At 68.0% G+C, this 26,275-nt stretch carries 20 protein-coding genes; 10 read left to right on the forward strand and 10 right to left on the reverse strand.

The window, feature by feature from the left end; genetic code table 11:
- Positions 1-6 precede the first annotated feature (6 nt).
- The gene (locus BMX16_RS12600; protein WP_089904126.1) at positions 7-795 is read right to left on the reverse strand and encodes an inositol monophosphatase family protein; all 789 of its coding nucleotides are present in this window, start codon (positions 793-795) and stop codon (positions 7-9) included.
- Between the two features lie 151 nt (positions 796-946).
- Between BMX16_RS12600 and BMX16_RS12605 the strand changes: the two genes are divergently transcribed.
- Complete coding sequence (locus BMX16_RS12605) at positions 947-2,866, forward strand: putative bifunctional diguanylate cyclase/phosphodiesterase (protein ID WP_089904129.1); 1,920 nt, start codon at positions 947-949, stop codon at positions 2,864-2,866.
- Positions 2,867-2,965: 99 nt separating this feature from the next.
- On the opposite strand, the gene BMX16_RS12610 is transcribed toward BMX16_RS12605, so the two are convergent.
- A complete protein-coding gene (locus BMX16_RS12610; RefSeq protein WP_089904227.1) occupies positions 2,966-3,871 on the reverse strand; it encodes a LysR family transcriptional regulator in 906 nt (301 codons plus the stop codon).
- A gap of 97 nt (positions 3,872-3,968) precedes the next feature.
- On the opposite strand from BMX16_RS12610, the gene metF reads away from it, so the two are divergent.
- Together metF and BMX16_RS12620 are read left to right on the forward strand one after the other, a co-directional pair.
- Complete coding sequence (gene metF / locus BMX16_RS12615; RefSeq protein WP_089904132.1) at positions 3,969-4,835, forward strand: methylenetetrahydrofolate reductase [NAD(P)H]; 867 nt, start codon at positions 3,969-3,971, stop codon at positions 4,833-4,835.
- Between the two features lie 36 nt (positions 4,836-4,871).
- The gene (locus BMX16_RS12620) at positions 4,872-5,357 is read left to right on the forward strand and encodes a PaaI family thioesterase (protein ID WP_089904135.1); all 486 of its coding nucleotides are present in this window, start codon (positions 4,872-4,874) and stop codon (positions 5,355-5,357) included.
- On the opposite strand, the gene BMX16_RS12625 is transcribed toward BMX16_RS12620, so the two are convergent.
- Positions 5,354-7,639: a xanthine dehydrogenase family protein molybdopterin-binding subunit gene (locus BMX16_RS12625; RefSeq protein WP_089904138.1), complete on the reverse strand. Its 2,286-nt coding sequence runs from the start codon at positions 7,637-7,639 to the stop codon at positions 5,354-5,356. The two genes, BMX16_RS12620 and BMX16_RS12625, sit on opposite strands and share 4 nt — an antisense overlap.
- A 152-nt stretch (positions 7,640-7,791) precedes the next feature.
- Between BMX16_RS12625 and BMX16_RS12630 the strand changes: the two genes are divergently transcribed.
- Entirely contained in the window at positions 7,792-10,851 is a 3,060-nt protein-coding gene (locus tag BMX16_RS12630; RefSeq protein ID WP_089904142.1) for a valine--tRNA ligase, read from the forward strand.
- Between the two features lie 243 nt (positions 10,852-11,094).
- Positions 11,095-12,210, forward strand: coding sequence for a pyridoxal phosphate-dependent aminotransferase (locus tag BMX16_RS12635; protein ID WP_089904143.1), 1,116 nt, complete (start codon positions 11,095-11,097; stop codon positions 12,208-12,210).
- A gap of 146 nt (positions 12,211-12,356) precedes the next feature.
- On the opposite strand, the gene BMX16_RS12640 is transcribed toward BMX16_RS12635, so the two are convergent.
- Positions 12,357-13,535, reverse strand: a complete 1,179-nt coding sequence (locus BMX16_RS12640; RefSeq protein ID WP_089904146.1) for a pyridoxal-phosphate-dependent aminotransferase family protein — start codon at positions 13,533-13,535, stop codon at positions 12,357-12,359.
- Positions 13,536-13,891: 356 nt separating this feature from the next.
- Here BMX16_RS12640 and BMX16_RS12645 point away from each other — a divergent pair, with 356 nt between their 5' ends.
- From BMX16_RS12645 to ygfZ, 3 genes are read left to right on the forward strand one after another with little or no spacing between them, the layout of a single operon-like run.
- Entirely contained in the window at positions 13,892-14,578 is a 687-nt protein-coding gene (locus BMX16_RS12645; protein ID WP_089904149.1) for a fused DSP-PTPase phosphatase/NAD kinase-like protein, read from the forward strand.
- Complete coding sequence (locus tag BMX16_RS12650) at positions 14,575-16,371, forward strand: ABC transporter ATP-binding protein (RefSeq protein WP_089904152.1); 1,797 nt, start codon at positions 14,575-14,577, stop codon at positions 16,369-16,371. The genes BMX16_RS12645 and BMX16_RS12650 overlap by 4 nt, the downstream gene beginning before the upstream one ends.
- Entirely contained in the window at positions 16,364-17,125 is a 762-nt protein-coding gene (gene ygfZ, locus BMX16_RS12655; protein WP_089904155.1) for a CAF17-like 4Fe-4S cluster assembly/insertion protein YgfZ, read from the forward strand. Before BMX16_RS12650 ends, ygfZ begins: the two co-directional genes overlap by 8 nt.
- An 89-nt stretch (positions 17,126-17,214) precedes the next feature.
- Here ygfZ and efp read toward each other — a convergent pair whose 3' ends face one another.
- Positions 17,215-17,778, reverse strand: a complete 564-nt coding sequence (gene efp, locus BMX16_RS12660; protein ID WP_089904157.1) for an elongation factor P — start codon at positions 17,776-17,778, stop codon at positions 17,215-17,217.
- A 228-nt stretch (positions 17,779-18,006) separates the two neighbouring features.
- Here efp and BMX16_RS12665 point away from each other — a divergent pair, with 228 nt between their 5' ends.
- Complete coding sequence (locus BMX16_RS12665; RefSeq protein WP_089904160.1) at positions 18,007-18,330, forward strand: DUF6280 family protein; 324 nt, start codon at positions 18,007-18,009, stop codon at positions 18,328-18,330.
- Between the two features lie 138 nt (positions 18,331-18,468).
- On the opposite strand, the gene BMX16_RS12670 is transcribed toward BMX16_RS12665, so the two are convergent.
- The 4 genes from BMX16_RS12670 to BMX16_RS12685 all read right to left on the reverse strand — a co-directional run bounded on the left by BMX16_RS12670 (position 18,469) and on the right by BMX16_RS12685 (position 23,003).
- Positions 18,469-19,374, reverse strand: a complete 906-nt coding sequence (locus tag BMX16_RS12670) for a hypothetical protein (RefSeq protein ID WP_089904162.1) — start codon at positions 19,372-19,374, stop codon at positions 18,469-18,471.
- 71 nt (positions 19,375-19,445) lie between these two features.
- The gene (locus BMX16_RS12675) at positions 19,446-20,819 is read right to left on the reverse strand and encodes a TolC family outer membrane protein (RefSeq protein WP_425434035.1); all 1,374 of its coding nucleotides are present in this window, start codon (positions 20,817-20,819) and stop codon (positions 19,446-19,448) included.
- Positions 20,819-21,472: a protein-L-isoaspartate O-methyltransferase family protein gene (locus BMX16_RS12680; protein WP_089904230.1), complete on the reverse strand. Its 654-nt coding sequence runs from the start codon at positions 21,470-21,472 to the stop codon at positions 20,819-20,821. The genes BMX16_RS12675 and BMX16_RS12680 overlap by 1 nt, the downstream gene beginning before the upstream one ends.
- A 151-nt stretch (positions 21,473-21,623) precedes the next feature.
- Positions 21,624-23,003: a GntP family permease gene (locus BMX16_RS12685; RefSeq protein WP_089904167.1), complete on the reverse strand. Its 1,380-nt coding sequence runs from the start codon at positions 23,001-23,003 to the stop codon at positions 21,624-21,626.
- 309 nt (positions 23,004-23,312) lie between these two features.
- Between BMX16_RS12685 and BMX16_RS12690 the strand changes: the two genes are divergently transcribed.
- Positions 23,313-24,842: an alpha/beta hydrolase gene (locus BMX16_RS12690; protein ID WP_089904169.1), complete on the forward strand. Its 1,530-nt coding sequence runs from the start codon at positions 23,313-23,315 to the stop codon at positions 24,840-24,842.
- On the opposite strand, the gene BMX16_RS12695 is transcribed toward BMX16_RS12690, so the two are convergent.
- Complete coding sequence (locus tag BMX16_RS12695; protein WP_089904172.1) at positions 24,833-26,164, reverse strand: ABC1 kinase family protein; 1,332 nt, start codon at positions 26,162-26,164, stop codon at positions 24,833-24,835. The two genes, BMX16_RS12690 and BMX16_RS12695, sit on opposite strands and share 10 nt — an antisense overlap.
- Between the last annotated feature and the right edge of the window lie 111 nt (positions 26,165-26,275).

A 26,275-nucleotide genomic window follows, 5' to 3' on the forward strand; every position in this document is an offset into this window, starting at 1 on the left:
GCGGGCTCAATCCTTGCGGATGACCTTGGCGAAGGGGGCGAAGATGTCGTTGTTGGCGCAGATCACCGTGCCGTCGGCCAGCGGATCGCCGTCCTTGGTCAGCGATTCCACGATCGCCCCCGCCTCGCGCGCGATGACGAGGCCTGCGGCCATGTCCCACGGCTTCAGCCGGCGTTCCCAAAACCCGTCGTAGCGACCGGCAGCGACATAGGCGAGGTCCAGCGCCGCCGCACCGAAACGGCGCACGCCGGACACCGCAGGCAGCAGACGCGCCAGATCCTGCAACGTCTCCGGCAGGTCGCTGCGACCGGCGAACGGCAGACCCGTGGCGAACAGCCCGTCGATTAGCCGGTGACGCCCCGATACGCGCATGCGGGATTCGTTCATGAAGGCACCGCCGCCCTTTTCCGCATAGAACATCTCGTCCTTGACCGGATCGTAGATCACGCCCGCGACGGCCTGCCCCTTGTGTTCCAGCGCGATCGAGACGGCCCAGTGCGGCAGGCCGTGCAGAAAGTTCGTGGTGCCGTCCAGCGGATCGACGATCCAGCGGCGGGTCGGATCCTCGCCCGCGATCTTGGCCCCCTCCTCGCCCAGAAAGCCATAGCTGGGGCGGGCATGCATCAACTCGTTGCGGATCGTCTCTTCGGCCTGGCGGTCGGCGCGGGTCACGAAATCGCCGGGGCCCTTGGTGCTGACCTGCAACTGCTCGACCTCGCCGAAGTCCTTGAGCAGGGCGCGGCCTGCCTTGCGGGCCGTCTTCATCATCACGTTCAGGTTCGCACTGCCAGCCATCGGGGCCTCCGGTCATGGATCAAGGGCGGCGTATAGGGTGCCGCATCCGTTCGCACAAGGTCGCACGGGGATCGGGGCCATGCCGGCCGGCGTTAAGTGAATCTTCTTGCCCCTGCGTCCATAGATGATGGCGATATGACCCGAGGATGCCGTGCTGGACCGCCTGAAGAACCGATTCCTGTTCGAGACGCGCTTGACGCTGCATATCGTGCGGCGTGACCGGTTGCGCAGGCTCAGCCTGTTGCCGGTGCTTGGCGGGGCGTTGCTGGTGGCGGGTGATGTCCAGCGGATGTGCATCGTCGCACTGCTCGCCGCGACCAGCGAGGTGACGATGGCCGTGGCGGGGGCAGGTGTGCCGATCGACCGGCCGGGCATCGGTTTGCGACGCTGCATCGCGGTCTGGGTCGCCACCATTGCATCCACCCTCGCGTATCTGTCGGCGGCCTGGGTGATGACCGACGGGCATAGCAGTGCCATGCTGATCGGCGCCTGCCTGTGGATGTTCGGCGTCCTCGTGCACATCTCGAACTCCTTCGTCACCGTACCCATCTATAACTGGAGCATGCTGATCCCGTCCGGCTTTTGCGTGGCCGCGATCATCCACGACGTGTTCGACGAACCGGTCACCGCGCCGATGCCGATGGAAGGCTGGGTGCTCGCCGGTCTGCTGCTGGTCTATTTCACGAACACCGTGATGACGACGCAGCGCCAGAACGACACGCAACACGCGTTCGAGACGATGCGCGATCTGGCCAACCGGCGCCTGACAGAACTCGAGGACATCGCCAGCCGCGATCTTCTGACCGGACTGCCGAACAGGCGGGTCTTCGACCGCATCGCGCAGGACAGCCTGCAGGCGGATCGCGCCGGATCAGGCGCGGTCTTTCTGATCAATCTGAACGGCTTTCGCCCGATCAACGAAAGCTACAGTCAGGCCGCAGGCGATGCCGTCCTGATCGAGGTGGCCTGCCGTCTGCGCGGCCTGCTGATGGACAGCGGCATCGTGGCGCGCATGGACGCCGACACCTTCGCAGCCCTGATTCCGGGACCGTCCGACACGGCCGGGCAATTGCGCATCGCGGCCGACGTACAGACGGCGATCTGCCAGCCCATCACCTTCGAGGACCGCCAGCTTCAGGTGGCGGCCAGCGTCGCGATCGCCCCGGTCCGGGCGAACCCGTCGCTGGCGGCACTGATGCAGCAGGCCGAACAGGCGATGGACCGGGCCAAGGCCACGCTGGACCGGCCCGTCGTGATCTATGATCCCACCCGCTTTCCACCGCGCCCGACGCTGGACGACCGGGCGCGGATCGGGGCCGCGATGCAGGCGGATCAGATCGTTCCGTTCTATCAACCGCAGGTCGACATCGCCACGGGCCGCGTCACGGGGCTGGAGGCGCTGGCCCGCTGGGTGATGCCCGACGGTCGCGTGCTGTCGCCGGGGTCGTTCCTGCCGTCGATCCGGGACCTCGGCCTGCAGGCCGATTTCCAGCACCAGATCCTGCGCCACGTGCTGCAGGACATGCAGCACCTGCGCGATCTGGGCCTTCTGCCCGACCAGATCTCGGTCAACCTGTCAGAGGTGACGCTGGCGACCACGTCGGGGCGCGGAGCGCTGATCGCGGCCGTCGCGCGTCACCCGGACCTGCGCCCACATCTGATGTTCGAAGTGACCGAGGACATCTTCATCGCGCGGGCGGGGCGCATGATCCAGGAATCGATCAGCCTGCTGCGCATGACCGGCGTGCGGATCGCGCTGGACGATTTCGGGACCGGCTTCGCCTCGTTCCAGCACCTTCAGGAACTCGAATGCGACGAATTGAAGCTGGACAGCACGTTCGTGCGGCGGTTGGGACAGGACCCAACGGCAGAGGTCCTGATCAAGGCGTTCCTCGACATGGGGCGTGGTCTGGAACTGGCCGTCGTCGCCGAAGGGGTCGAGACGCGGCAACAGCTGGACATGCTGCATGCGCTGGGCTGCCGGACGGTGCAGGGCTATTACTATTCGCCCGCCCGGCCGCTAGGCGACGTCATCGGAATGCTGCAGTCGGGCATCGCAAGTGCCGCCTGACGGATGGAGCGCGACGGGTGCCGCACGACCGGGGGTCCACGGCGCGACGATGTGCGCGTGCCACCGGCCGGGCATCCGCAGGACCGGCACAGGCGTGCCTCAACCGCGCTGCATCCGCACCGCCTCTTGCCGGGCCAGACGCGTCACATGGTCCAGATAGGGCATCCCCGCGTCCTGCGTCCGCGTCGCGGCATACAGGGTGCGCGTGATGCCCTGCGCGGTCAGCGGCCGCGTGACATAGTCCGCGTTATAGCGCACCTGCCGCACCACCCAGTCGGGCAGCACCGCGACACCGCGATTGGAGGCCACCAGCAGCAGGATCATCGCCGTCAGTTCCACCTGCCGCAGCGCCAGCGGTTCCACCCGCGCGGGCGTCAGCAATTCGGTGAACACATCCAGCCGTCGGCGATCCACCGGATAGGTGATCAGCGTCTGGTCGGCGAAATCCACGGCCTCGATCACCGCCTTTTGCGCCAGCGGGTTGACAGCCGCCGCGACGAACACCGGTTCGTAGTCGAAGATCGGCGTGAATGCGATGCCGTCGATCACCTCCGGATCAGACGAGATGACGAGGTCCACCTCCTCGCGCCGCAGAGCCGGCAGGGCGTCGAAGGCGAGGCCGGGGCGGATGTCCACGTCGACCTCGGGCCAGGATTTGCGGAAGGTATCCAGCACCGGCATCAGCCATTCGAAACAGGCGTGGCATTCGATCGCGATGTGCAACCGCCCCGCGCGTCCCGCCACCAGCCCGTCGAACTCCGCCTCCAGCGCCGCGACCTGCGGCAGGATCGCCTCGGCCGCGGCCAGCAGCTTCATCCCCGCCGCAGACAGACGCAGCGGCTTGGTGCGGCGCACGAACAGCTCGACCCCGGCCTGATCCTCGATCCCCTTGACCTGATGCGACAGGGCCGACTGCGTAATGCCCAGCAGGTCCGCCGCATGGGACAGCCCGCCCGTGTCGTGGATCGCCTTGATCGTGCGCAGGTGACGGAATTCGATATGCATCTGCAAATCTTCCTCATGATGATCGTGAGAATTATGAATTTGCTTCATATGAACAGAGATGCGAAAGAGGGCAAGACATCAGCACAGGACCGCCGCCATGACCCGCCCCCGGATTTCGTTCGAATTCTTTCCGCCCAAGAACCTCGAAGGATCGTTCAGGCTGTGGGATTGCGTCAACGTGCTGGCCCCGCTGGGGCCCGAATTCGTGTCCGTCACCTATGGCGCCGGCGGCACCACGCGACAACTGACGCACGAGGCGGTGACGACCATCGACAAGACCACCGGGCTGAAGGTCGCGGCGCACCTGACCTGCGTGGACGCGACCCGTGCCGAAACGCTGGCCATCGCCGAGGAATATGCGGCCGCCGGAATCACCGACATCGTCGCCCTGCGCGGCGATGCGCCCAAGGGCGCGGCGACGTTCACGCCACACCCGGACGGCTTTGCGTCCTCCGTCGATCTGATCGCGGCGCTGGCCGAGACGGGCAAGTTCACCCTGCGCGTCGGCGCCTATCCTGAAAAGCACCCGGAAGCGGCCAGTCAGGACGCCGACGTGGCGTGGCTGAAGCGCAAGATCGACGCGGGCGCCGTCGCCGCGATCACGCAGTTCTTTTTCGAGGCGGACACCTATTTCCGCTTCCGCGATACCTGTGCGGCGGCGGGCATCACCGCGCCGATCATTCCGGGCATACTGCCGGTGGAAAACTGGAAAGGCGCGGCCCGCTTTGCCGCCGCCACCGGCACCCACGTGCCCCCCGCACTGGCCGCGCAGTTCGAGGCGGCAGTGGCAGACGGCACCGCCGATCAGCTGGCGACCCGCCACGCGACGGACCTGTGCACCGCACTGGTGGCGGGCGGTGTGGATCACCTGCATTTCTACACGCTGAACAAGCCGCAGCTGACCCGCGACGTGTGTGCGGCCCTCGGCATCGGGCCAGACCCGCGGTTGCAAAGCGTCGCCTGACACGGCAGCCTGCGGCGAACAGCCGAAGGACCTGCCATGACGACGCCATTCATCGCCCAGACGCCCGCCGACCTGCCGGACCGCGCACGGGTCCTGTCCATGTCGGGACTTGCCTTCATGCAGGGCGTGCACGACGGCACCCTGCCGGGACCGCCCATTGCGGGCATCATGGATTTCGGCATCGTGAGCGTCGACGCGGGCCGCGTCGTGTTCACCGGCACCCCGGCCTTCGCACATCTGAACCCGGTCGGTGGCGTCCACGGCGGCTGGTACGGCACGCTGCTGGACAGCTGCATGGCCTGCGCGGTGATGACGACGGTACCGCAGGGTTCGGTCTATACCACGTTGGAATACAAAGTGAATATCGTCCGCGCCATCCCGCCGGGAATCACCGTCACCGCGACCGGCACCGTCGATCACGCGGGCCGGTCCACGGGTGTCGCCACGGGCCGGATCGCGGGGCCCGACGGCACGCTCTATGCCACCGGGTCCACGACCTGCCTCATCATGAAGATCGACTAGGCGGCCTTGTCTCGGGCCGCCTGCAGCCAGCCCCAGACCCGGTGCGGCGTGAACGGCATCGCGACATCGCGCACGCCGCTGTCCCACAGCGCGTCCAGCACGGCGTTGGTGACGGCAGCCAGCGCGCCAACCGTTCCCGCTTCGCCACAGCCCTTCATGCCCATCGGGTTATACAGCGACGGCGTGCCACGGGTGGAAAACGCCACCCGCGGCACGTCCAGCGCCCGCGGCATCCCGTAATCCATGTAGCTTGCGGTCAGAAGCTGCCCGTCCGCATCGAAGACGACGCGCTCGCTCAACGCCTGACCAAGTCCCTGCGCCACGCCGCCATGCACCTGTCCTTCGACCAGCAAGGGATTGATGAGGTTGCCGAAATCGTCGACCACCGTGTAGCGGTCCACGACCGTGTGGCCGGTCTCGGGGTCGATCTCGACCTCGACCACGTGGGCGCCGTTGGGAAAGCTGCGGTTGTCCAGCGTGATGCGCTGGCTGTGGCGCAAAAGATCGGTGCGGCCGTCGCCGCGGGCCATCTCGGCCACCTCCAGCACGGTCGGCGTCATGTTGGACCCACTGACCCGGAACCGTTCGTCGTCGAAGGTGACGTCGCCACCCTCGCGGTCCGCCAGATAGGCGGTGAAGGCCGCGATCAGCGCACCCACCGTGGCCAGAGTCGCCGTATTCTGCACCGTGACCGACCGCGACCCGCCGGTGCCGCCGCCTTGCTGGATGCGGTCGCTGTCGCCCTGCACCACGGTGATCCGGTCCATGGGGATGCCGGTGTGATCGGACAGGAACTGCGCATAGACCGTCTCGTGGCCCTGACCGTTGGACTGGGTGCCGACGTGGATCTCGGCCCCGTCCCCGGTGAACACCACCGTCGCGGTTTCCGACGGATCGCCGAGGATGCTTTCGATGTAATAGCACAGCCCCTGCCCACGCAGCCGCCCGCGCGCGGCAGAGGCCGCCTTGCGCGCGGCAAAGCCCGCCACGTCGGCGCTGTCCTGCGCCGTGTCCAGCAGGTCGGAAAACGCACCCACGTCATAGGTCACGCCGGTCGGCGTCGTATAGGGGAACTGGTCGGGCGTGATAAAATTGCGGTGCCGCAGGTCCCACCCGGTGACGCCCAACTGCCGTGCAGCCGCGTCCATGCTGCGTTCCAGCACGAAGATCGCCTCCGGCCGCCCCGCGCCGCGATAGGCGTCCACGGGCGTCGTGTTGGTATAGACGCCGCGCACCCGCATCGCGGCCAGCGGCACCGCATAGGTGCCGGTCAGCACCTTGGCGAAAAGCTCGGTCTGGATGTTCTGTGCGAACTGGCTGTTGTAGGCGCCCATGTTGGCGATGGTATCAAGGCTGTAGGCCGTCATCCGCAGGTCCGCGTCGAAGGCGAGGGTCGCCTGCGTGATCAGGTCGCGGCCTGCGTTGTCGGTCAGCATGGCCTCGGTCCGCTCGCTCATCCAGCGGACGGGGCGCGACAGGTGCCGTGCGGCATGGGCCACGACGAAGGGTTCGGGATAGCGCATCCCCTTCATCCCGAACCCGCCGCCGACGTCGGGCGTGGTCACGCGCACTGCGTCTGGCGAAAGGCCGAAATGTTTCACCAGATCGGCCTTCGGCGCCCAGACGCCCTGCCCGTTCACGGCGACGTGCAGGCGTCCGTCCACCACCTCGGCATAGCAGCCGCGCGGCTCCATCGCGTTGCAGATCACCCGGTTGTCGGGCACCTGCACGGTCACGACATGGGCCGCCGCCGCGATCGCCGCATCCACCGCAGTTGTATCGCCGAGGCTGAAATCGAAGGCGAGGTTGTCCGGCGCCGTGTCGTGCAGCGCCGCCCCACCCACCGCCAGATCGACGTGCGCGGGCAGGTCGTCGATATCGACCTCCACCGCCTCGGCGGCGTCACGGGCCTGCGCCAACGTGTCCGCGATCACGCAGGCGATGGGTTCGCCCACGTGCCGCACGCGCCCCTGCGCCAGAATGGGGCGACGGGTGAATGCGCCCCGGCTGCCGTCCCGGTTGCGCACCTGCACGCCCGCCAGATCCAGCACCACGCCCGCCGCCAGCAGCTCGTCGGCGGTGACGACCGCGTGGACGCCGGGCATCCCCCGCGCCGCATCCGCATCCACGCCGCGCAGCACCCCGTGCGCCACCTGCGCGCGCACGAAGACCGCGAACAGCGCCCCCGCAGGCGCCACATCGTCCACATAGCGGCCCGCGCCGGTCAGGAACCGGCGATCCTCGATCCGGGTGACGGGCTGACTCTTGCCGAATGCGTCCATGGTGGCTGCTCCTGTGCTGTCACGGCGGAACCTAACCTGCGTCAGGCGGGCGTCCAGTGGCCCCGCCGCCGCACCCCGGCGGCCATTGCCCCTTTTCCCCCTGTCGCCCAGCGGCTAAACCCTGCGGCAACCTGACAATCAAGGACGCAGCCATGGCCCTCGACAAGACCTTCGACCCCGCCGCCCGCGAAGCCGCGATCTATGCCGCGTGGGAACAGGCCGGCGCGTTCAAGGCGGGCGCGGCCAAGCGTCGTGACGAGACGTTCACCATCATGCTGCCGCCCCCCAACGTGACCGGTGCGCTGCATGTGGGCCACGCCTTCAACCACACGCTGATGGATATCCTCACCCGGTGGAAACGGATGCAGGGCTACGACACGCTCTGGCAGCCCGGCCTCGACCACGCGGGCATCGCCACGCAGCTTGTCGTGGAAAAGCAGTTGGCAGAACGCCAAATCAAACGCACCGACATGACCCGCCCCGATTTCATCGCCAAGATCTGGGAGTGGAAGGCCCAGTCCGGCGGCACGATTGAGGATCAGGCGCGGCGGCTGGGCGACAGCATGGACTGGTCCCGCTCCGCCTTCACCATGTCCGGGGCCGAGAGTGCGCCCCAGAGCGAGAAGCACGGCAACTTCCACGACGCCGTGCTCAAGGTCTTCGTCGACCTGTTTGACAAGGGCCTGATCTATCGCGGCAAGCGGCTGGTGAACTGGGACCCGCATTTCGAGACGGCGATCAGCGATCTGGAGGTCGAGAACCGCGAGGTCGAAGGCCACATGTGGCACTTCAAATACCCTCTCGCCGGCGGTGAGACCTATACCTACGTCGAGCGCGACGAGAACGGTGCCGTGCTGTTCGAGGAGGAGCGCGACTACATCTCCATCGCCACGACGCGGCCCGAGACGATGCTGGGCGACGGCGCAGTGGCCGTGCACCAGGATGACGCGCGCTATGCCCCCATCGTCGGCAAACTGTGCGAGATCCCCGTGGGGCCGAAAGAGGCCCGCCGCCTGATCCCGATCATCACCGATGAATATCCCGACATGACCTTCGGGTCGGGTGCGGTGAAGATCACCGGCGCGCATGATTTCAACGACTATCAGGTCGCCAAACGCGCAGGCATCCCTATGTATGCGCTGATGGACACCAAGGGCCGGATGCGCGCCGACGGGCGGCCCTACGCCGAGGAGGCCGCGACTGCACGGGCCATCGCCGCAGGTGAACAGACCTTCGACGAAAACATGATCGCCGCGATGAACATGGTGCCCGAGGCCTACCGCGGCCTCGACCGCTTTGCCGCGCGCGACGCTGTCGTGGCCGACATCACCGCCGAGGGGCTGGCGGTCATGACCGTCGCCACCGACCCCCGTCTGGGCAAGGCGGCGGTGAAGGCCCCCCTCGCCCCCGAAGAAGGAGGCGACGCCCGCACGGACGAGGAGCAACTGGTCCCGCTGGTCGAGGCCAAGGCGATCATGCAGCCGTTCGGCGACCGCTCCGGCGTCGTGATCGAACCCGCGCTGACCGACCAGTGGTTCGTGGACACCGCAAAGATCGTGGGTCCGGCGCTGGATGCGGTGCGCAACGGGCGCACCAAGATCATCCCCGAGAGCGGCGAGAAGGTCTATTACCACTGGCTCGAGAACATCGAGCCCTGGTGCATCTCGCGCCAGCTCTGGTGGGGCCACCAGATCCCGGTGTGGTATGGACCGACTGGGAGAGGCGATTTCGAAGAAAATAGCCATGAGGTTCGTCCTGCTGGCTACAAATATGCGGTTTGCGCAGCCACCTTTGAGGAGGCTGCGCAAAAGATCGCATTTAGATACGGCGGCCCTATCGTTGAAGTATCCTCTAAAGAGGAGGCGGAGAACTTTAAGGGGCCAGAAACGCCGCTCTACCGCGACCCCGACGTCCTCGACACCTGGTTCTCCTCCGGCCTCTGGCCCTTCGGCACCCTAGGCTGGCCAGAGCAGACGCCGGAGCTCGCGAAATACTTTCCCGGCGATGTCCTCATTACCGGGCAGGACATCCTGTTCTTCTGGGTGGCGCGCATGATGATGATGTCGCTGGCCGTGACGGACGAAATCCCGTTCCACACGGTCTACCTCCACCAGCTCGTCCGGGATGCGAAGGGCGAGAAGATGTCCAAGACGCGCGGCAACGTCATCGACCCGCTTGCGATGATCGACCTCTACGGCGCCGACGCCCTGCGGTTCAACAACGCGGCCATGGCGGCGATCGGCGGCGTGCTCAAGATCAACGAGGACCGCATCAAGGGTTATCGCAACTTCGGCACCAAGCTGTGGAACGCCGCCCGGTTCGCGGAACTGAACGGCGTCTTCGACGCCCCCCGGCCCGATGGCGTGCCCACCGCCACCGCCACCGTGAACCGCTGGATCATCGGCGAGACGGCCCGCGTCCGCGCCGACGTGGACGCCGCCCTCACCGCCTACCGCTTCAACGACGCGGCGGGTGCGCTCTACGCCTTCGTCTGGGGACGGGTCTGCGACTGGTACGTGGAATTCGCCAAACCCCTGCTGCTGGACGGCGACGCAGGCGCACAGCTGGAAACCCGACAGACCATGGCGTGGGTGCTGGACCAGTCGCTGATCCTGCTGCACCCCTTCATGCCCTTCATCACCGAAGAGCTGTGGTCCCTGACCGGTGAGCGCCCCCAGATGCTGTGCCTGACCCCGTGGCCAGATGACCTGACCGACACGCTGGCCGATCCCGCCGCACAGGCCGAGATGGACTGGACCATCGCACTCATCGACGGCGTCCGCTCTGCCCGCGCGCAGATGAACGTGCCTGCGGGGCTGAAGATCGACGTGCTGCGCATCGACGCCGATGCGGCTGCGCTGCAGGCCGAGGGTAACAATGCCGCCCTGATCCAACGTCTTGCCCGGATCGAGACGATCACTGCGGCCGATGCGGTGCCGAAAGGCTCGCTGACCGTCGCCGCCAAGGGGGCGACCTATGCCCTGCCGCTGGCGGGCCTGATCGACGTGGACGCCGAAAAGGACCGCCTGACGAAGGGCCTGGTGAAGCTGGAAAAGGAGATCAAGGGCCTCGCGGGCCGGGCCAACAACCCTGCCTTCGCCGCCTCCGCCCCGCCCGAGGTGGTGGCCGAAACGAAGGCCAATCTCGCCGAACGCGAGGCCGAGGCCGAGACCCTGCGCACCGCCCTCGCCCGTCTGGCCGAGATCGACTGACGCCAACAGCCCCGGTCGTACCTTGACGACCGGGGTCCGTTGCCCGTCATCTTGCTCCAAACACTCCCCGCGCGGCGCGCTCCCGCCCCACCCCGCCTCCGGCCCTCGCTTTTTTTCAAGTACTCCCGCCGGAGGCGTCCCTGTCTCGCCGCCAACGCGGCCAGCGACCGCCTTGCGCCACCGCTTTCCACCTCTACGCCGCTCTCGTTCATCCGACCCGTGAAACTCCCGCCGGAGGCGCCCATGGCCGACACCACAGACCCCCGCCTGACCCCGCTGGCAGCCTCCCTGCCCGCCACGGTCCCTTTCGTCGGCCCGGAAACCATGGAGCGGCAGCGCGGCACACCCTTCGCCGCACGGCTGGGGGCCAACGAATCCGCCTTCGGCCCCTCGCCGCGGGCCATCGCAGCCCTGCGGGACGCCACGCCCGAGATGTGGCAATATGCCGATCCGGAGGCGCACGACCTGCGCCACGCCATGGCCGCCCATCACGGCATCGCGCCCGCCCACATCATGCTGGGCGAAGGGATCGACGCGCTGCTGGGCAATCTCGTGCGGCTGCTGATCGCACCCGGCGATGCGGTCGTGACCAGTGCCGGGGCCTATCCGACCTTCAACTACCACGTCACCGGCTTCGGCGGCACGCTGCACATGGTGCCCTATGCGGGCGACCACGAGGACCCCGCCGCCCTGATCGCCCGCGCGGCGGAGGTGGGCGCGAAGCTCATCTACCTCGCCAATCCGGACAACCCGATGGGCAGCCACCACCCGGCGACCACGATCCAGACCATGATCGACGCCGTGCCCGACGGCTGCCTGCTGATCTTGGACGAGGCCTATGTCGACCTCGCCCCCGACGGCACCGCCCCGGCCCTCGATCCGACCTCGACCTCCGTCATCCGCATGCGGACCTTTTCCAAGGCGCATGGCCTTGCCGGTCTGCGCATCGGCTACGCCATCGGTCCCGCCCCGCTGATCGCGGCGTTCGAGCGGGTGCGCAACCATTTCGGCGTGAACCGCGCCGCACAGGTGGCGGCCCTCGCAGCCCTCGCCGATCCCGACTGGCTGCCCCATGTGCGGGCGCAGGTCGTGGACAGCCGCGCCGCGCTGTCCCGGATCGCGGCGGACAACGGCCTGACGGCCCTGCCAAGTGCGACGAACTTTGTCACCATCGACTGCGGACAGGACGGCGCGTTCGCGCGCCGCGTGCTGACAGCCTTGCTGGACCACGGCATCTTCGCCCGGATGCCGGGTGTTCCCCCGCACGACCGCTGCATCCGCATCACCTGCGGTCCGGCGGACGCGATGGCCGCGTTTGCCGCCGCCCTGCCACGGGCGCTGGCCGCGGCACAGGACTAGGCCTGCCGCGCCCGTGGGTGCCACCCCGCCGACAGGGCGGTGGTGGCACGGGCGCAATCGCGGCACGCACGGACGTCACCGCGCCCGTCGGACCAGCACCACGGCACAGACCGCAGCCCGCACGGGCGCATCCGGCACCGCGCCCATCAGCTTGCGGCCGCGATCACCTCTGCCGCCGCACGGGCGCCACCGGCGCCGTGGGGGATCCTGCAGGCGATCAGCCCCGCCTCCAGCGTGGCCACCAGCCCGAGGATCATCTGCGCGTTCACGTGCCCCATGTGACCCAGCCGGAACCACGCATCCGCAGGTTCGCGCCCCAGACCGATGCCCAGCGTCAGGCCCGCCGTATGCTCGCACCAGCGGCGCAGGGCGTCGCCCTGCCCGGCCTCCAACCCGATGGAGGTGACGGAATGCGACCGCAGGCCCGCGTCGGTGACGTTCAGACGCAGCGGCCCGGCGCTGCCCCACACGTCGCAGGCGGCCCAGATCGCACGGCTCAGCACCGCGTGGCGGGTCCAGACGTTTTCCAGCCCTTCGGCGCCGATCATGTCCAGTGCTGCACGCAGACCATACAGATGGTGCGTCGGGGCCGTGCCGTCGAAATACTGATAGAACTGCGCGGGCCGCGCCCGTGGCGTCCAGTCCCACCACGCCGACACCCGCGCCACCTGCCGTGCAGCCGCACGCGCGTTGAAGAACACGAACGCCAGCCCCGCCGGCGTCATCAGACCCTTCTGGCAGCCCGCCACCATCACGTCGACACCCCATGCGTCCATCTCGAACACGTCGCACCCGAGTGACGCCATGCAATCGACCATCAGCAGGGCCGCGTGCCCCGCCGCGTCCAGTACGCCGCGCAGGGCGGCCACATCGTTGCGGATCCCGGTCGAGGTGTCGGTCTGGCACACCAGCACCGCCTTGATCGCCCCATCCGTATCGGCGGCAAGCGCCGCCGTGACGCGACCTGCGTCCACCGTCGCGGTCTGGCCGAAGTCCAGCACGTCGACGACCAACCCCAGCTTTTCCGCCATCTCGGCCCAGCCGTGGCCGAACCGGCCCGTACACAGCACCAGCACCCGGTCGCCCGGGGCGCACAGGTTGGCAAGCGATGCTTCCCACGCCGCATGGCCGTTGCCGATGTAGATCGCCACGTCGCCGGTGGTGCGCGCGACGCGGCGCAGGTCGGGGATCAGGCTGGCGGTCAGGTCATGCAACTCGCCCTCGTAGATGTTGGGCGACGCGCGGTGCATCGCGCGCAGCACCGCATCGGGCATGACGGAGGGGCCTGGAATGGCAAGGTAGGCGCGGCCTTGGGACAAGGACATGGGGGGTATGACTTTCAGCGCAAAGGGGTCTGCGCGACACTAGCCATGGCGCACCGCGCGTCAACCACACCCCGTCCGCGGATCACACCCTGCCGCGGACATCACTGGCGGGCGCATCACCCTGCCACCGCGTCCATCGCGCCCCCTGCGGCCCCGTGTCGGCCCTGCCGTCCGGACCCATCGCACGACCACCACCTTGCGACCGACACGGCACCCGCAGCGGTCCGGCCACCTCTCCGTCGCCCGGCGCGATACGGCCTGCCGTCGCTGCGGCCGCGTGGGCCACACGCTTGCCCTGACCCCGATGCATCGCTAGATGTGGGCGCGACGGACGGACCCCTTCCAGAAGGTGCGGCATGCTGCGCAGACTAGTCACCACCCTGTCATGGGGCACCCGCCCACGCCGCCCGGACGATGCGCCCTCGATTGCGCCGTCGGTCGTGGGCCATGTGACCGACTGGTGGCGCGTGAACATGACCGATCACGGCTGCCTGCGCTGGGGCTGGTCCAACTTCGACAGGGTCGCCCCCGGCGTGTTCCGCTGCAACCAGCCGCACCCCGCACGCCTGCGCCGGTATCGCAACTATGGCATCAAGGGCGTCCTGAACCTGCGCGGCGAGAACCGCAGTCCCGCCTTCCGGATCGAGAAGGCGACCTGTGCGCTGCTGGGGCTGCCCCTCGTCAGCGTCAGTCTGACCGCCCGGACCGCCCCGTCGCGTGCCGTGCTGCTCGACCTGCTCGACGCCTTCGACACGTTGCCGCGCCCCTTCGTCATGCATTGCAAATCCGGCGCCGACCGGGCGGGACTGGCTGCGGCGCTCTATCTTATCGATCAGGGCGCATCGTTGACCGAGGCGCGCCGACAGCTTGCGCTGCGCTACCTGCACCTGCCCTTCACGCGCACCGGCGTCCTTGGCACGCTGCTGGACGCCTATGCGGCACGGCTGACCGAAGGGCCCGTGACGTTGCGCGACTGGATCCACGACGAGTATGATCCCGCCATCGTGTGTGCCCGCCACGCGGCCCGCAGGCGGGCTGCATGACCACGGCGACCACGACGCCCGCCCCTGCAGACACGATCCGCGCGCGCGACATCCAGACGTTCCGCTGGCTCTGGCGCAGCTATCTGCGGCGGTATCGCTGGATCATCGTGCTGGCCGTGGTGCTGATGTCGGTCGAGGGCGCGATGCTGGGCGTGCTGTCCTACATGATCCGGCCCATGTTCGATCAGGTCTTCGTCGGTGGCGACGGCACGGCGCTGTGGTTCGTGGGTCTGGTGATCCTCGGCTGCTTCGTCGTGCGGGCCATCACGTCCGCGTCGCACCGTATCCTGATGATGTCCGCCAGCCAGCGCGCCGCCGCCCGCATGCGCAGCGACCTGCTGCGGCACCTGATGCAGCTCGACAGTGCCTATCACCAGATCAACCCGCCCGGTCAGCTGATCGAGCGGATGCAAAGCGACGTGACGCTGGTCAACCAGAGCTGGGCCAGCATCCTCGTCAGCCTCGGGCGCGATCTGGTGACCGTGCTGGTGCTGTTCGGCGTCGCCCTGTCGGTGGACTGGCAGTGGACGCTGGTCGCGCTGATCGGCACGCCGCTGCTGGTGCTGCCGGCGCTTGTCGCGCAACGCTATGTCCGGCGGCGGTCGGTCAATGCCCGCGATCTGGCGGGCCGCATGGCCACGCGGCTTGACGAGGTGTTTCACGGCATCAACCCGATCAAGCTGAACGCGCTGGAGACCTATCAGTCCAGCCGGTACGACAGCCTGACCCACGCCCGCGTCCGGGCAGAGGTGCGCGCCACCGCCGGTCAGGTCACGGTCCCTGCGATGATCGACGTCATGACCGGCATCGGGTTCTGTGCCGTGCTGATCTATGGCGGTTCGGAGATCATCGACGGGACCAAGACCGTGGGCGAGTTCATGTCCTTCTTCACCGCGATGGCGCTGGTGTTCGATCCGCTGCGCCGTCTGGGCCAGACCAGCGGGTTGTGGCAGGTCGCACGTGCCAGCATCGACCGACTGCGCGGAATGCTGGCCGAGCGGCCCACCCTGCTGTCGCCGCCCGTGCCGCGCCCCGTCCCCGCCGGCGCACCCGAGATCCGGCTGCACGACGTGGCGTTGACCTATGGCGACCTGCCGGTGCTGCGCGGCGTGTCGTTCGTCGCACAGGCCGGGCGCACCACGGCGCTGGTCGGTGCCTCTGGTGCTGGCAAGAGTACGGTGTTCAACGTGCTGACCCGTCTGGTCGAGCCGCAGGGCGGTCGCGTGTCAATCGGCGACGTGCCGGTGCAGGACCTCGATCTGGGCGCGCTGCGGGGCCTGTTCTCGGTCGTGACGCAGGACGCCGCCCTGTTCGACGAAAGCCTGCGGGACAACATCCTGCTGGGACGCACCGACGTGTCGGACGACCGCCTGCGCACCGTGACAGAGGCCGCCCATGTGTCGGATTTCCTGCCGCAGCTCAGCGACGGGCTCGACAGTCCGGCGGGGCCGCGCGGATCGAACCTGTCGGGCGGTCAGCGCCAGCGCGTCGCCATCGCCCGCGCCCTGCTGCGCGACACGCCGATCCTGCTGCTGGACGAGGCGACGAGCGCGCTCGACACCATGTCGGAAGCGCTGGTGCAGTCCGCCCTCGACCGTCTGTCCGCAGGCCGCACCACGCTAGTCATCGCGCACCGCCTGTCGACCGTCCGCAACGCCGACAGCATCGTGGTGATGGACCACGGCCGCGTGGTCGAACAGGGCACCCACGACGACCTGCTGGCGCTGGGCGGCTTCTATGCCGACCTCTATGCCATGCAGTTCAAATCACGGGATGACACCAATCATGACTGATCCACGCCCACGCACCGTCCTGGCCCTGACCGGCACCGACCGGGTGGCCTTCCTGCAGGGCCTCGTGACCAATGACGTGGCCCGTGCGGATGGCGGCATCGTCTATGCGGCGCTGCTGACGCCGCAGGGCAAGTTCGTGGCGGATTTCTTCGTCACGGGGCAGCCGGACCGGTTGCTGATCGACGTGGCGACCAGCCATGCCGCATCGCTGCTGCAACGGCTGACGCTGTACCGGTTGCGCGCCGACGTGCAGATCGTGGCGACGGATCTGACCGTGTCGCGCGGCACCGGCCCCGCACCCGACGGCGCCCTGCCCGATCCGCGCGATCCGGCGATGGGCTGGCGGCACATCGGGCCCACCGACCTGTCCGACGACACCGACTGGGACGCCCTGCGCACCGCCCATCTGGTGCCCGAAACCGGGATCGACCTGACGCCCGACACCTACATCCTCGAGGCGGGATTTGCCCGCCTGCACGGCGTCGATTTCCGCAAGGGCTGTTTCGTGGGGCAGGAAATCGTCGCGCGGATGAAGCACAAGACAACCCTGCGCAAGGGTCTGGTTCGCGTCAAGCTGGACGGTGCGGCCCAGACCGGTGAGGCGATCCTGTCCGGCGAGCGAGAGGCGGGCACCCTGCATACGGTCGCGGGCGCACATGGCATCGCCTATCTGCGGTTCGATCGCGGCACCGACCTGCGCACGACTGGCGGTGCTGCGCTGAGTGTGGATGCGCGCGATCTGACGGCGGACTGACGACGGATTGATGGCGGACTGACGCAGGCAGACGCAAAAGGCCGGCCCTGTTTCCACAGGACCGGCCTTCGACATGCGATCCCGCAGGATCAGGCGCGTTCGACGTATTCGAACAATTCGGTGTTCACGATGATCTTTTCGTCCGTGCCCACGAAGGGCGGGATCATGACGCGCACACCGTTGTCGAGGATTGCGGGCTTGAAGCTGTTGGCAGCAGTCTGCCCCTTCACTACCGGCTCGGTCTCGACGATGGTGCAGGTCACCCGCAGCGGCAACGTCACGTTCAGCGCCTCTTCACCATAGTATTCGATGTGCACGATCATGCCGTCCTGCAGGAACGGGCGACGGTCGCCAAGGATGTCGGCGGGCAGCGCGATCTGCTCGTAGGTCTCGCTGTCCATGAAGGTCAGCATGTCGTCCGTCTCGAACAGGAACTGCTGGTCCTTCTGTTCCAGCTGCACCTTTTCCACCTTGTCGGCGGACCGGAAGCGTTCGTTCAGCTTGCGGCCGTCGCGCAGGTTCTTCAGCTCGACCTGTGCAAATGCGCCACCCTTGCCGGGTTTCACGTGATCGACCTTGACAGCGCCCCACAGGCCCCCGTCGTGTTCCAGAACGTTGCCGGGGCGGATTTCGTTACCGTTGATTTTGGGCATGGGTCACTTCATGTCAGACAGATGTCAAAAGGTTGATGCGCGGTTGCGGCGATCTATATATTGCGCACGGACCCCTGACAAGACGACTAAATCCATGTGACGACCGGCGACTGTCATGCAGCTGTTGCATGGCAGCCATTCCAAAACAGGCAACCCGAATCGGCTCTCAGCGGTCATAAGGGGCGGCACCCCGAGACGACAAGAGCGAAAAAACGAGAAGGATCCAAGATGCGAGATTTCGTTGACGGCACGGCATTCAACAACGAACAAGGCAACCGTGCCCGCAAACTGTTTGCGGCCGTCGTTCTGGCGGCCCTCGACGACGCGATTGCGGATGACAAGAAATACGGCAACGGACCCGAGCAGATAGCCCGCTGGGCCCGGTCGCGCGATGGTCGCGAAGTGTTGTCCTGCGCAGGCATCGACCCCAACGAGCGTGTCGTGACCGGCCTGATGGATTTCGTCGGCAAGGGTGTGCGCACCTCGGTCGCTTTGTCGCGCGAAGAGAGCGAGCGCCGCAATGCCGCCGAGCAGGACGCCCGGGCCGCCTGATCAGTCCGACCTGCCGACCCTGAGATGACCGAACGCGGCCCCGCCTTAGGCCGCGTTTTTCGTTTGGTCATGACTATGCCGGGGGTGGGTGCGATGATCCGGTCGCAAAGCACGATGACCCGTTCCGGCGTGAAAAGGTCAGGCCGACCCTTCGTCAAAGCTTTCCGTCGTGAGGATGCGATGGATCTCGCTGCGCACCAGCTTGCGGACGTTGCGCGTGATCTTGACACCCAACTGGCCCTGCAACTCCTCGCGCACGATCTGCGTCACCATCGCACGCAACGCGTCCGGGTCGGTCAACGCCGCGCCAGAAAGATAGCGGTGCATCTCGTCCTCGGGGTCGGGGCCAAGATCCGGGCCACCAATCAGGTCGTCCTGCCATGCGGCGGGATCATCGGCACCGGCCCCATCCCCAGACGACGCGGCATTTGGCAGCGCGGCAGGCTGCGGGTGGCGTCCCGACAAGGCCCTGTGGCGCAGGGTCGAGGCCGGTGGCGGCATCCGAAGATGCCGGAATGTCGGCTCGTCTGCGTCCTTCGCCGCATCGGAACCGGCAGCGTCCGCCGCATCGCCATAGCGGCGCGCCGCCTCGGTCAACGTGGCAGGCCACGCTGCAGCATCCATCGGTGCGGTCACGGGTGACGCCAGCATGTCGGCGCTGCCATCCTGCGCCGTAACGCCCGCCCGCGCCCAGTCGAGGTCGATCTGCGTGCCCGTCCCGTCCGGCTCGAACTCGTCGCCCTGCGCGCGCACCGCCGCCTCGAGTTCCGCGATCGTGGCCATCAGCCGCAGGCGGTCGGCCACGACCGTGGGCGCGTCCGGGTCGCCTGCCGTTGCGTCGGTTGCGATGACCGGCGCTGCCACAGGCACCTGCAACAGCAGTGGGGATAAGGCGTCTTCGACGGTGTCGATCCGCTGGGCCGGTGTCAGGACCAGCTTCGGCACCCGCGGTACCACCGGTGCCGCCGCGCCGCCATCCGCGACCAGTCGCCGGATGGACGACAGCACATCCTCGATTTCGACGTTGGTCATCGGGTCGGCCATCATTGATCCTTTGTCACGTCAGCGTGAGTGTATCCACGTCATACGGTTCGGGCAACAGCCCGCCCACCGGTTTACTGGCCGATCGCCTGCAGCACGCGGTCCAGTGCCTGCCCCTGCTGGGACAGCGCCGCAGGCGCATCCTTGACCAGATCGTAATAGGCGGTCGGATCGTACTGCTGCACGGGCAGGTTCAGGTGATCCGCCGTCAACAACCCGACCGAGGCGAGCACCGCGTAAGAGGCATTCACCTCTGCCGCCTGTGCGGTGATGACGTTGGCGCGGGCGTCCAGCAGGTCCTGTTCCGCGTTCAGCACGTCGAGCGTGGTGCGCGCACCCAAGGTCGCCTCTTCGCGGATGCCGTCGAAGGCGACCTGCGCCGCACGGACCTGTTCGCCAGATGCAGCGAGCGATGCGCGGGTCGCGGTCAGCACCGCATAGGCATTCGCCACGTCCTGCGACACGTCGAGCGTCGCCAGATGCAGCCCGGCCCTGGCCTGATCGCGCAGCGACATCGCCTGCCGCACCGTCGATGGCAGCGCACCACCGTTATAGATCGGCCCACCGATCGACAGGGTCAGCGACCGGCCCGTGTTGCGGTCCTGATCGATGCCGATTTGACCGCTCAGGTCGACGTTCGGGCTGTAGGCCGTCTCGGCGCGCGAAATGCCCAGTTCGGCGGCGGTCACGTTGTATTGCGCCTGCCGGATCACCGGATGGTTGCGCATGGCCAGCGCCTCCGCCTCGTCGCGGGTCTGCGACGTCGGCGCCGGCGACACGGCGACCAGCGGTCCCGGGGCACGGCCGATGGCGGCCTCGAACTCGGCGACCGCCTGTTCATTGTTGCCGCGCGCCTCGGCCAGCAGGCTTTGCGCTGCCGCAAGACTCGCCTGCGCCAGCGACACGTCGGTCCGCGTCACCTCGCCCACGTCGAAGCGGTCCTGCGCCGCGCGCAGTTCCTGCCCCAGCACCCGCAGGTTGTTTTCGCGCAGGCTGATGATCTCGGACGTGCTGCGCACGGTCAGATAGGCGGCGACGGCACGCTGCAGCACCTGCTGTTCCACGTCGCGCAACGTCTCGCGCGTGCCCAGCACCAGTTCCTTCTGCTGCGCGAGCGCGAGCTGGTTCGCGCCACCGTCATACAGGGTCAGCGACGCGGTCAGCGACAGCTGTGCCGTGATCTCCGGCGCGCCGATGGCGCGCGGCGACTGGGTGTTCGCCTGTGCGGCCCATGACACGACGGGGCCAAGGGCGGCCATCGCCTGTGCCACATCCTCGTCCGCGGACCGCAGCACGGCGCGATTTTGCGCCAGCAGACCCGATTTGTCGTAGGCATCGGTCAGCGCCTGTGCCAGCGTTTCCGCAGACAGGGCGGTGGCGGTCAGCGCCGTGGTGGACACCAGCAAGGCTACCGTCACGGCACCGCGGCGCAGGAGGGTCCCGATCATCATAATGCAAAGGCCCGCGTCTTGCGGAACCCGGGCAGCACCGGCGCCCCCGCATTGAAGGCATGGCGCCAACTGATGCGGCCACCGGCGCTGGTGCCGATGCGCACGGTGCCCAGCGCGCCTTCGGCGAACAAGGCCGCGATGCGGCCGCCGTCGCGCAACTGGTCGGTCAGGGCCTCCGGCACGACCTCGACCGCTCCGTGGATCAGGATCGCATCGTAGGGGCCTGACTTCGCCACGCCCTCGGCCAGCGGTCCGGTCATCACGGCGGCATTGTCGACACCGGCTTCCGACAGGATCGCCTGCGCCTCGGCGGCGCGATCTGCGTCATCCTCCAGCGCCACGACGAATTCGGCCATGCGGGCCACGACGGCGGTGGAATAACCCAGCCCGCACCCCACATCCAGCACCACGTCGCTGGGCTGCAGGTCGAGGGCATCCAGCATCTTGGCAAGCGTGCGCGGTTCCAGCATGACGCGCCCGCCGGGCAGCATCAGATTTTCGCCGACATAGGCGGCCTCGCGCAGGGACGATGGCACATAGGCCTCTCGCGGGATGCTGAGCATCGCGTCGATGATGGGGAATTTCGTCACGTCGGACGGCCGCACCTGCGTGTCGACCATCATCGTGCGGCGGGTCTCGAAGTTTGCCAAGGTCAGCACTCATCCGGTTGTCTGCGTTGGCGCGACGATGCCACAGGCCCCGTTCCGGGGCAACGCGCGAATGGCGCCGGTGGCAATCCTGCAACGCCCGGTGTCGCCAAAGTTCCGGGGCGCGTGACAGGGTGCGTGATGGCCCCGCCCGTCACGTCAGCAGCGTCGCCGCCGCGATGACGCCCACGGTCAGGCTGAACGGGATGACGACCGCCACGACGAAGATGTCGGCATAACTTTGCTTGTGCGACAGCCCCGTGATCGCCAGCAGCGTGATGACGGCCCCGTTGTGGGGCAGCGCGTCGAACCCGCCGGACGACAGCGCCACGACCCGGTGCATGATCTGGGGATCGATCCCCGCCGCCTGTGCCGCCTGCGCGAACTGCGTGCCCAGCGTCTGCAAGGCGATCGACATGCCGCCAGAGGCGGACCCGGTGATCCCTGCCAGCACGTTGATCGCCACCGCCGACGAGATCAGCGGATTGTAGGAAATGCCCAACACGGCATCGCGGATCACGAGGAACGCCGGCAGGGCCGCGATGACGGCGCCGTAGCCCACCTCTGACGCGGTGTTGAACACGGGCAGCAGCGATCCCATCGTGCCTGCGTTGGCGGTGTCCATCAGGTCGGCAAAGCGGGACCAGTTCAGTGCGATGCACAGCAGGATCGACGCCGTCAGCGACGCGATGATCGCCCAGACCCCCTTCACGTCGTCGATGGTCGCACCGCCATAGGCGTCCTGCGCCAGATAGGCAGTGTCGAGGCGCGGGATCACCAGATAGGTGAAGACGCCGTTCAGCACGATCACCGCGACCACGGGCAACAGCGCCACGACGATGCTCGGCTGGCGGCCCACCTGCGCCTCGGCGTCCGCATCGCTGCGACCGTGGTCGCCGTAGCCTTCGTCAGCGGCGATGGCGCGCGCCCGCCTGCGGTTCAGCCATGCAATGCCGAAGATCATCATGCCAAGGCCCGCCGCCGTGCCATAGATCGGCGCGGCAAACGGCGTGGTGCCGAAATAGGGCATCGGGATCGCATTCTGGATCGCGGGCGTCCCCGGAAAGGCGGTCATCGTGAACGTGAACGAGCCCAGCGCGAGGGCGGCGGGCAACAGCCGCTTGGGCGTGTCCGACCGGCGGAACAGATCGTTGGCGATGGGATAGACCGCAAAGGCCACGACGAACAGCGACACCCCGCCATAGGTCAGCACGCCGCAGGCCAGCACCACGGCGGCAATGGCCTGCCCCGCACCCATCCGGGCCACGAACCATTCCGCGATGACGCGGGCCGATCCCGAATCCGCCATCAGCTTGCCAAAGATCGCGCCCAGCATGAACAGCGGAAAGAACTGCAGCAGGTAGTTGCCCAAGGCGGGCATGAAGACCTGCGTATAGGACGCAAGCAACGGCATGCCGCCCGACAGCAGCACCGCCAGCAGCGCCAGAACGGGGGCCAGGATCAGCACGGTGATCCCGCGATAGGCCAGATACATCAGCAGCCCGAGGGACACGAAGATGCCGATCAGACCCATGGGGTACCTCCTGCGATGCCACGACCGTTGCGTTGAGCCTCGGCCGGGACCCTAGGGCGGGGTGGCGGGAATGACCACCCGTGCCAAGGGTTGCGGCGACACGGCACAGTCGTCGGGGCCGCGCACGACGCACAGCGCCCCGTCGGGGCCGGTCGCCGCAGGGCGCGATCAGCGTCCTGCCCTGCCCTGCAGAGGATCACGAGGCGGCGGCGGATCGCCATGATCGCCTGTCCCGTCGACATGTCCCCGGTTGCATTCCGGTGCCTTGCACGCTGTTGTGGCTGTCAGACCCGGAAAGGTGCCCGCCCCATGACACGACGTCCCACTTCACCGCACCGCCCCCTGTGGGGCGTCCTTGTATCCGTGCTGCTGATCGGGGTGTCGCTGTGGGTGCTGCAGGCGGCCCGCAGTGGTGTGGTGGTGACGACGACATACCGCGGCGACACGCCGGTGACGACCTATGCCCTGCCCGGTGCCGACGGCCCGGTGGTGGTGGTGGCGCACGGCTTTGCCGGATCGCGGCAGATGATGCAGGGCTATGCGTTGCCGCTGGCGCAGGCGGGCTACCGGGTTCATGCTTTCGACTTTCAGGGGCACGGTCGCAATTCCGTGCCGATGTCGGGCGACGTGACGGCGGTGGACGGCACCACGGGTCTGCTGGTGGCACAGACCCGCGCCGTCATCGACGCGGTCGCGGACGGGGACGCGCCCGTGGCGCTGCTGGGTCATTCGATGGCCACCGACGTGCTGGTACGGGCGGCCCAGGGGCGCGACGACGCAGGGCCGCTGGTGCTGATCTCGGCATTCTCTGGCGCCATCGACGCGCAGTTTCCGGCGAACCTGTTGCTGATCTCTGGCGCGTGGGAAGGGCCGTTGCGCCGCGCCGCACTGGATGCAGCGCGTCTGGTCGATCCAGGCGCCGCCGAGGACGAGACGGTCACGGCGCAGGCCACCACCCAAGGGGCGGTCGCACCGCCGTCCACGTCCCCCGACACCACGGCACAGGTGATCCGCCGCGCGCAGGTGGCCCCCTGGACCGAGCATGTGGCGGTGCTGCACAGCCGGGTCGGGCGCACGGCGGCGCTGGACTGGCTCGACGCCGCCTATGGCCGCACATCGGACGTGCCGATCAGGCCGACTGGCTGGGCGCTGCTGGGTGTGCTTGCCGGCATCGTGGGGCTTGGCGTCGCGTTGCTGCACTGCCTGCCCATGCGGGATGCGACACCGCGCCTGCCGCTGTCGCGGGCGCGTTTGGCACTTGTGACGGGCGTGCCGCTGCTGGTGGCCCCGCTGGTCGCCGTGCCGCTCGATCCCAGCGTGCTGCCGGTGCTGGTGGCCGATTACCTCGCCCTGCATCTGGCGATCTTCGGTGCCGTGCAACTGGCGCTGATCGCGTGGTGGCGGTGGCCTGTCGGACGCGTGGACGGGCGCGCGCTGCTGGTGCTGCTGGCGGTCAGTGCGGTCTTCGGTGCGGGGCTGGACCGCTATGGTGCGAACTTCTGGCCGACGCCGGGGCGCGGCTGGATCATCGCGGCGCTGGCGCTGGGCACCCTGCCCGCCATGCTGGCGGATGCTGTGCTGACCCATGGCGCAAGTGTTTGGCGCCGCATTGTGCTCAGGGGCGGGTTCCTCGTCTCGCTGGCGCTGGCGGTGGCACTGAACCCCGGCGAGTTGTTCTTCCTCATCATCATAGCACCCGTGATCCTGCTGTTCTATGCGGTGTTCGGAACGCTGGGGCGCGCGGCGTCCGGCGCGGCAGGGCCGTTGGCACCGGGGATCGCGCTGGGTCTGGTGCTGGCCTGGGCGCTGGGGGTCAGCTTTCCACTGTTTCAGGCGTGACCCAGATGGTCCGCCAGCAGGCCGTGCACGTCGACGCGCGCGCCCAGACGGGCGGCCAACAGGAACATCCCCGCCAGCTTGCGCTGCACCAGAAGCACGGCGATGGGAACCGGCGGCGGGATGAAGCCGTCCTCGGCCAGTTGCATCCCCTGCGCCTGCAACCGGCGCGACAGGCTGGTGTCGGCGAAATCGATGCCGGCCGGGTCGCGCAGGCGGGCAAAGACCTGCGCCATCATCACGGCGATCTGCGCGCGGTGCGCCACAGCGGCGTCGGGCGCGATGAAGCCGATGCGTTCGACCATGACCATCGCCGCATCCATGTCGTCGGCCAGCCCCGCGCGCAGCAGATCGCGGTAGTGCTGCGCGGTGGTGGTGTCGATGTCGCCCGCAGCCCCGAAATCCAGCAGCACGACGCGGCCCGTGTCCGCCTGCCAGCGGTAGTTGGCAAAGTTCGGGTCGGTCTGCATCACGCCGAACGTCCACAGCTCGTCCAGCGTCAGGGCGATCAGGTCGCGGGCGATGCGGTCGCGCACGTCCTGCGCCTCGCTCACCGCCGCCTCGATCGGTTGCCCCGCCACATAGGTCATGGCGAGGACCTGCGGCGTGGACCAGTCGGGGCGCACCTGCGGGATGGCAAAGCCCGGCCTGTCGCCGATCAACGCGGCATAGCGCGTCATCTGCGCCGCCTCGCGGGCGTAGTCCGTCTCCTCGTGCAGCTGCCGGGCGGCGTCGGTCAGGTAAGGCGCGATGTCGAGGCCCTTTGGCAGCAGCCCCGTCATGCGGATCAGTGCGCCCACGTTGGCCACGTCGCTGTCGATGCTGCGGGCGACGCCGGGATACTGCACCTTGATCGCCAGATCCGTGCCGTCGCGCAGTTGCGCCCGGTGCACCTGCCCGATGGACGCGCTGGCAATGGGGCGCACGTCGAAGTGGCGGAACTGCGACAACCACCCTTTCGGCCATTGGGCGTCCAGAACCTTGCGCAACTGCGCAGGCGGCATCGTGTCGGCGCTGTCGCGCAGGCGCGCCATGATCTGCGCAAGCTCCGGCGGCAGCACGTCGCCGGTGTCCATCGAGACCATCTGCCCGATCTTCATCGCCGCACCGCGCATCTTGGCCAACTGGTCGGCGATGCGGGTGATGTTGGCAGGCGTCAGCAGCAGGTCGCGCATCGCGGGACGCTGTCCGCGCCCCCACTGCCCGGCGCCGTCGCGCAGCATGGCCCCCGCCACACCGGCGGTCATGGCGCCGAGGCCCGCCAGACGCGTCAGGCGGGCGGTGGGGACGGCGATGGGACGGGGCGCGGTGGGGGCTTTGCTCATGCCGCTCAGGTAGCGGTGTGTGACGGTGCGGCAACGCCGAAGGACAGTGCGCCGCAGGTTTCAGGCGTGACAATCGCGGATGCACGGTCCCGGCAGACCGGCTAGGACGGT

Source organism: Loktanella fryxellensis (assembly GCF_900110065.1).
Taxonomy (GTDB): domain Bacteria; phylum Pseudomonadota; class Alphaproteobacteria; order Rhodobacterales; family Rhodobacteraceae; genus Loktanella; species Loktanella fryxellensis.

Bases quoted from the DNA above. Each gene is read 5' to 3' on its own strand.
- BMX16_RS12600 (WP_089904126.1), bottom strand. From the start codon at position 795: ATGGCTGGCAGTGCGAACCTGAACGTGATGATGAAGACGGCCCGCAAG.
- BMX16_RS12610 (WP_089904227.1), bottom strand. From the start codon at position 3,871: ATGCATATCGAATTCCGTCACCTGCGCACGATCAAGGCGATCCACGAC.
- metF (WP_089904132.1), top strand. From the start codon at position 3,969: ATGACCCGCCCCCGGATTTCGTTCGAATTCTTTCCGCCCAAGAACCTC.
- BMX16_RS12620 (WP_089904135.1), top strand. From the start codon at position 4,872: ATGACGACGCCATTCATCGCCCAGACGCCCGCCGACCTGCCGGACCGC.
- BMX16_RS12625 (WP_089904138.1), bottom strand. From the start codon at position 7,639: ATGGACGCATTCGGCAAGAGTCAGCCCGTCACCCGGATCGAGGATCGC.
- BMX16_RS12630 (WP_089904142.1), top strand. From the start codon at position 7,792: ATGGCCCTCGACAAGACCTTCGACCCCGCCGCCCGCGAAGCCGCGATC.
- BMX16_RS12635 (WP_089904143.1), top strand. From the start codon at position 11,095: ATGGCCGACACCACAGACCCCCGCCTGACCCCGCTGGCAGCCTCCCTG.
- BMX16_RS12640 (WP_089904146.1), bottom strand. From the start codon at position 13,535: ATGTCCTTGTCCCAAGGCCGCGCCTACCTTGCCATTCCAGGCCCCTCC.
- BMX16_RS12645 (WP_089904149.1), top strand. From the start codon at position 13,892: ATGCTGCGCAGACTAGTCACCACCCTGTCATGGGGCACCCGCCCACGC.
- BMX16_RS12650 (WP_089904152.1), top strand. From the start codon at position 14,575: ATGACCACGGCGACCACGACGCCCGCCCCTGCAGACACGATCCGCGCG.
- ygfZ (WP_089904155.1), top strand. From the start codon at position 16,364: ATGACTGATCCACGCCCACGCACCGTCCTGGCCCTGACCGGCACCGAC.
- efp (WP_089904157.1), bottom strand. From the start codon at position 17,778: ATGCCCAAAATCAACGGTAACGAAATCCGCCCCGGCAACGTTCTGGAA.
- BMX16_RS12665 (WP_089904160.1), top strand. From the start codon at position 18,007: ATGCGAGATTTCGTTGACGGCACGGCATTCAACAACGAACAAGGCAAC.
- BMX16_RS12670 (WP_089904162.1), bottom strand. From the start codon at position 19,374: ATGGCCGACCCGATGACCAACGTCGAAATCGAGGATGTGCTGTCGTCC.
- BMX16_RS12675 (WP_425434035.1), bottom strand. From the start codon at position 20,819: ATGATCGGGACCCTCCTGCGCCGCGGTGCCGTGACGGTAGCCTTGCTG.
- BMX16_RS12685 (WP_089904167.1), bottom strand. From the start codon at position 23,003: ATGGGTCTGATCGGCATCTTCGTGTCCCTCGGGCTGCTGATGTATCTG.
- BMX16_RS12690 (WP_089904169.1), top strand. From the start codon at position 23,313: ATGACACGACGTCCCACTTCACCGCACCGCCCCCTGTGGGGCGTCCTT.
- BMX16_RS12695 (WP_089904172.1), bottom strand. From the start codon at position 26,164: ATGAGCAAAGCCCCCACCGCGCCCCGTCCCATCGCCGTCCCCACCGCC.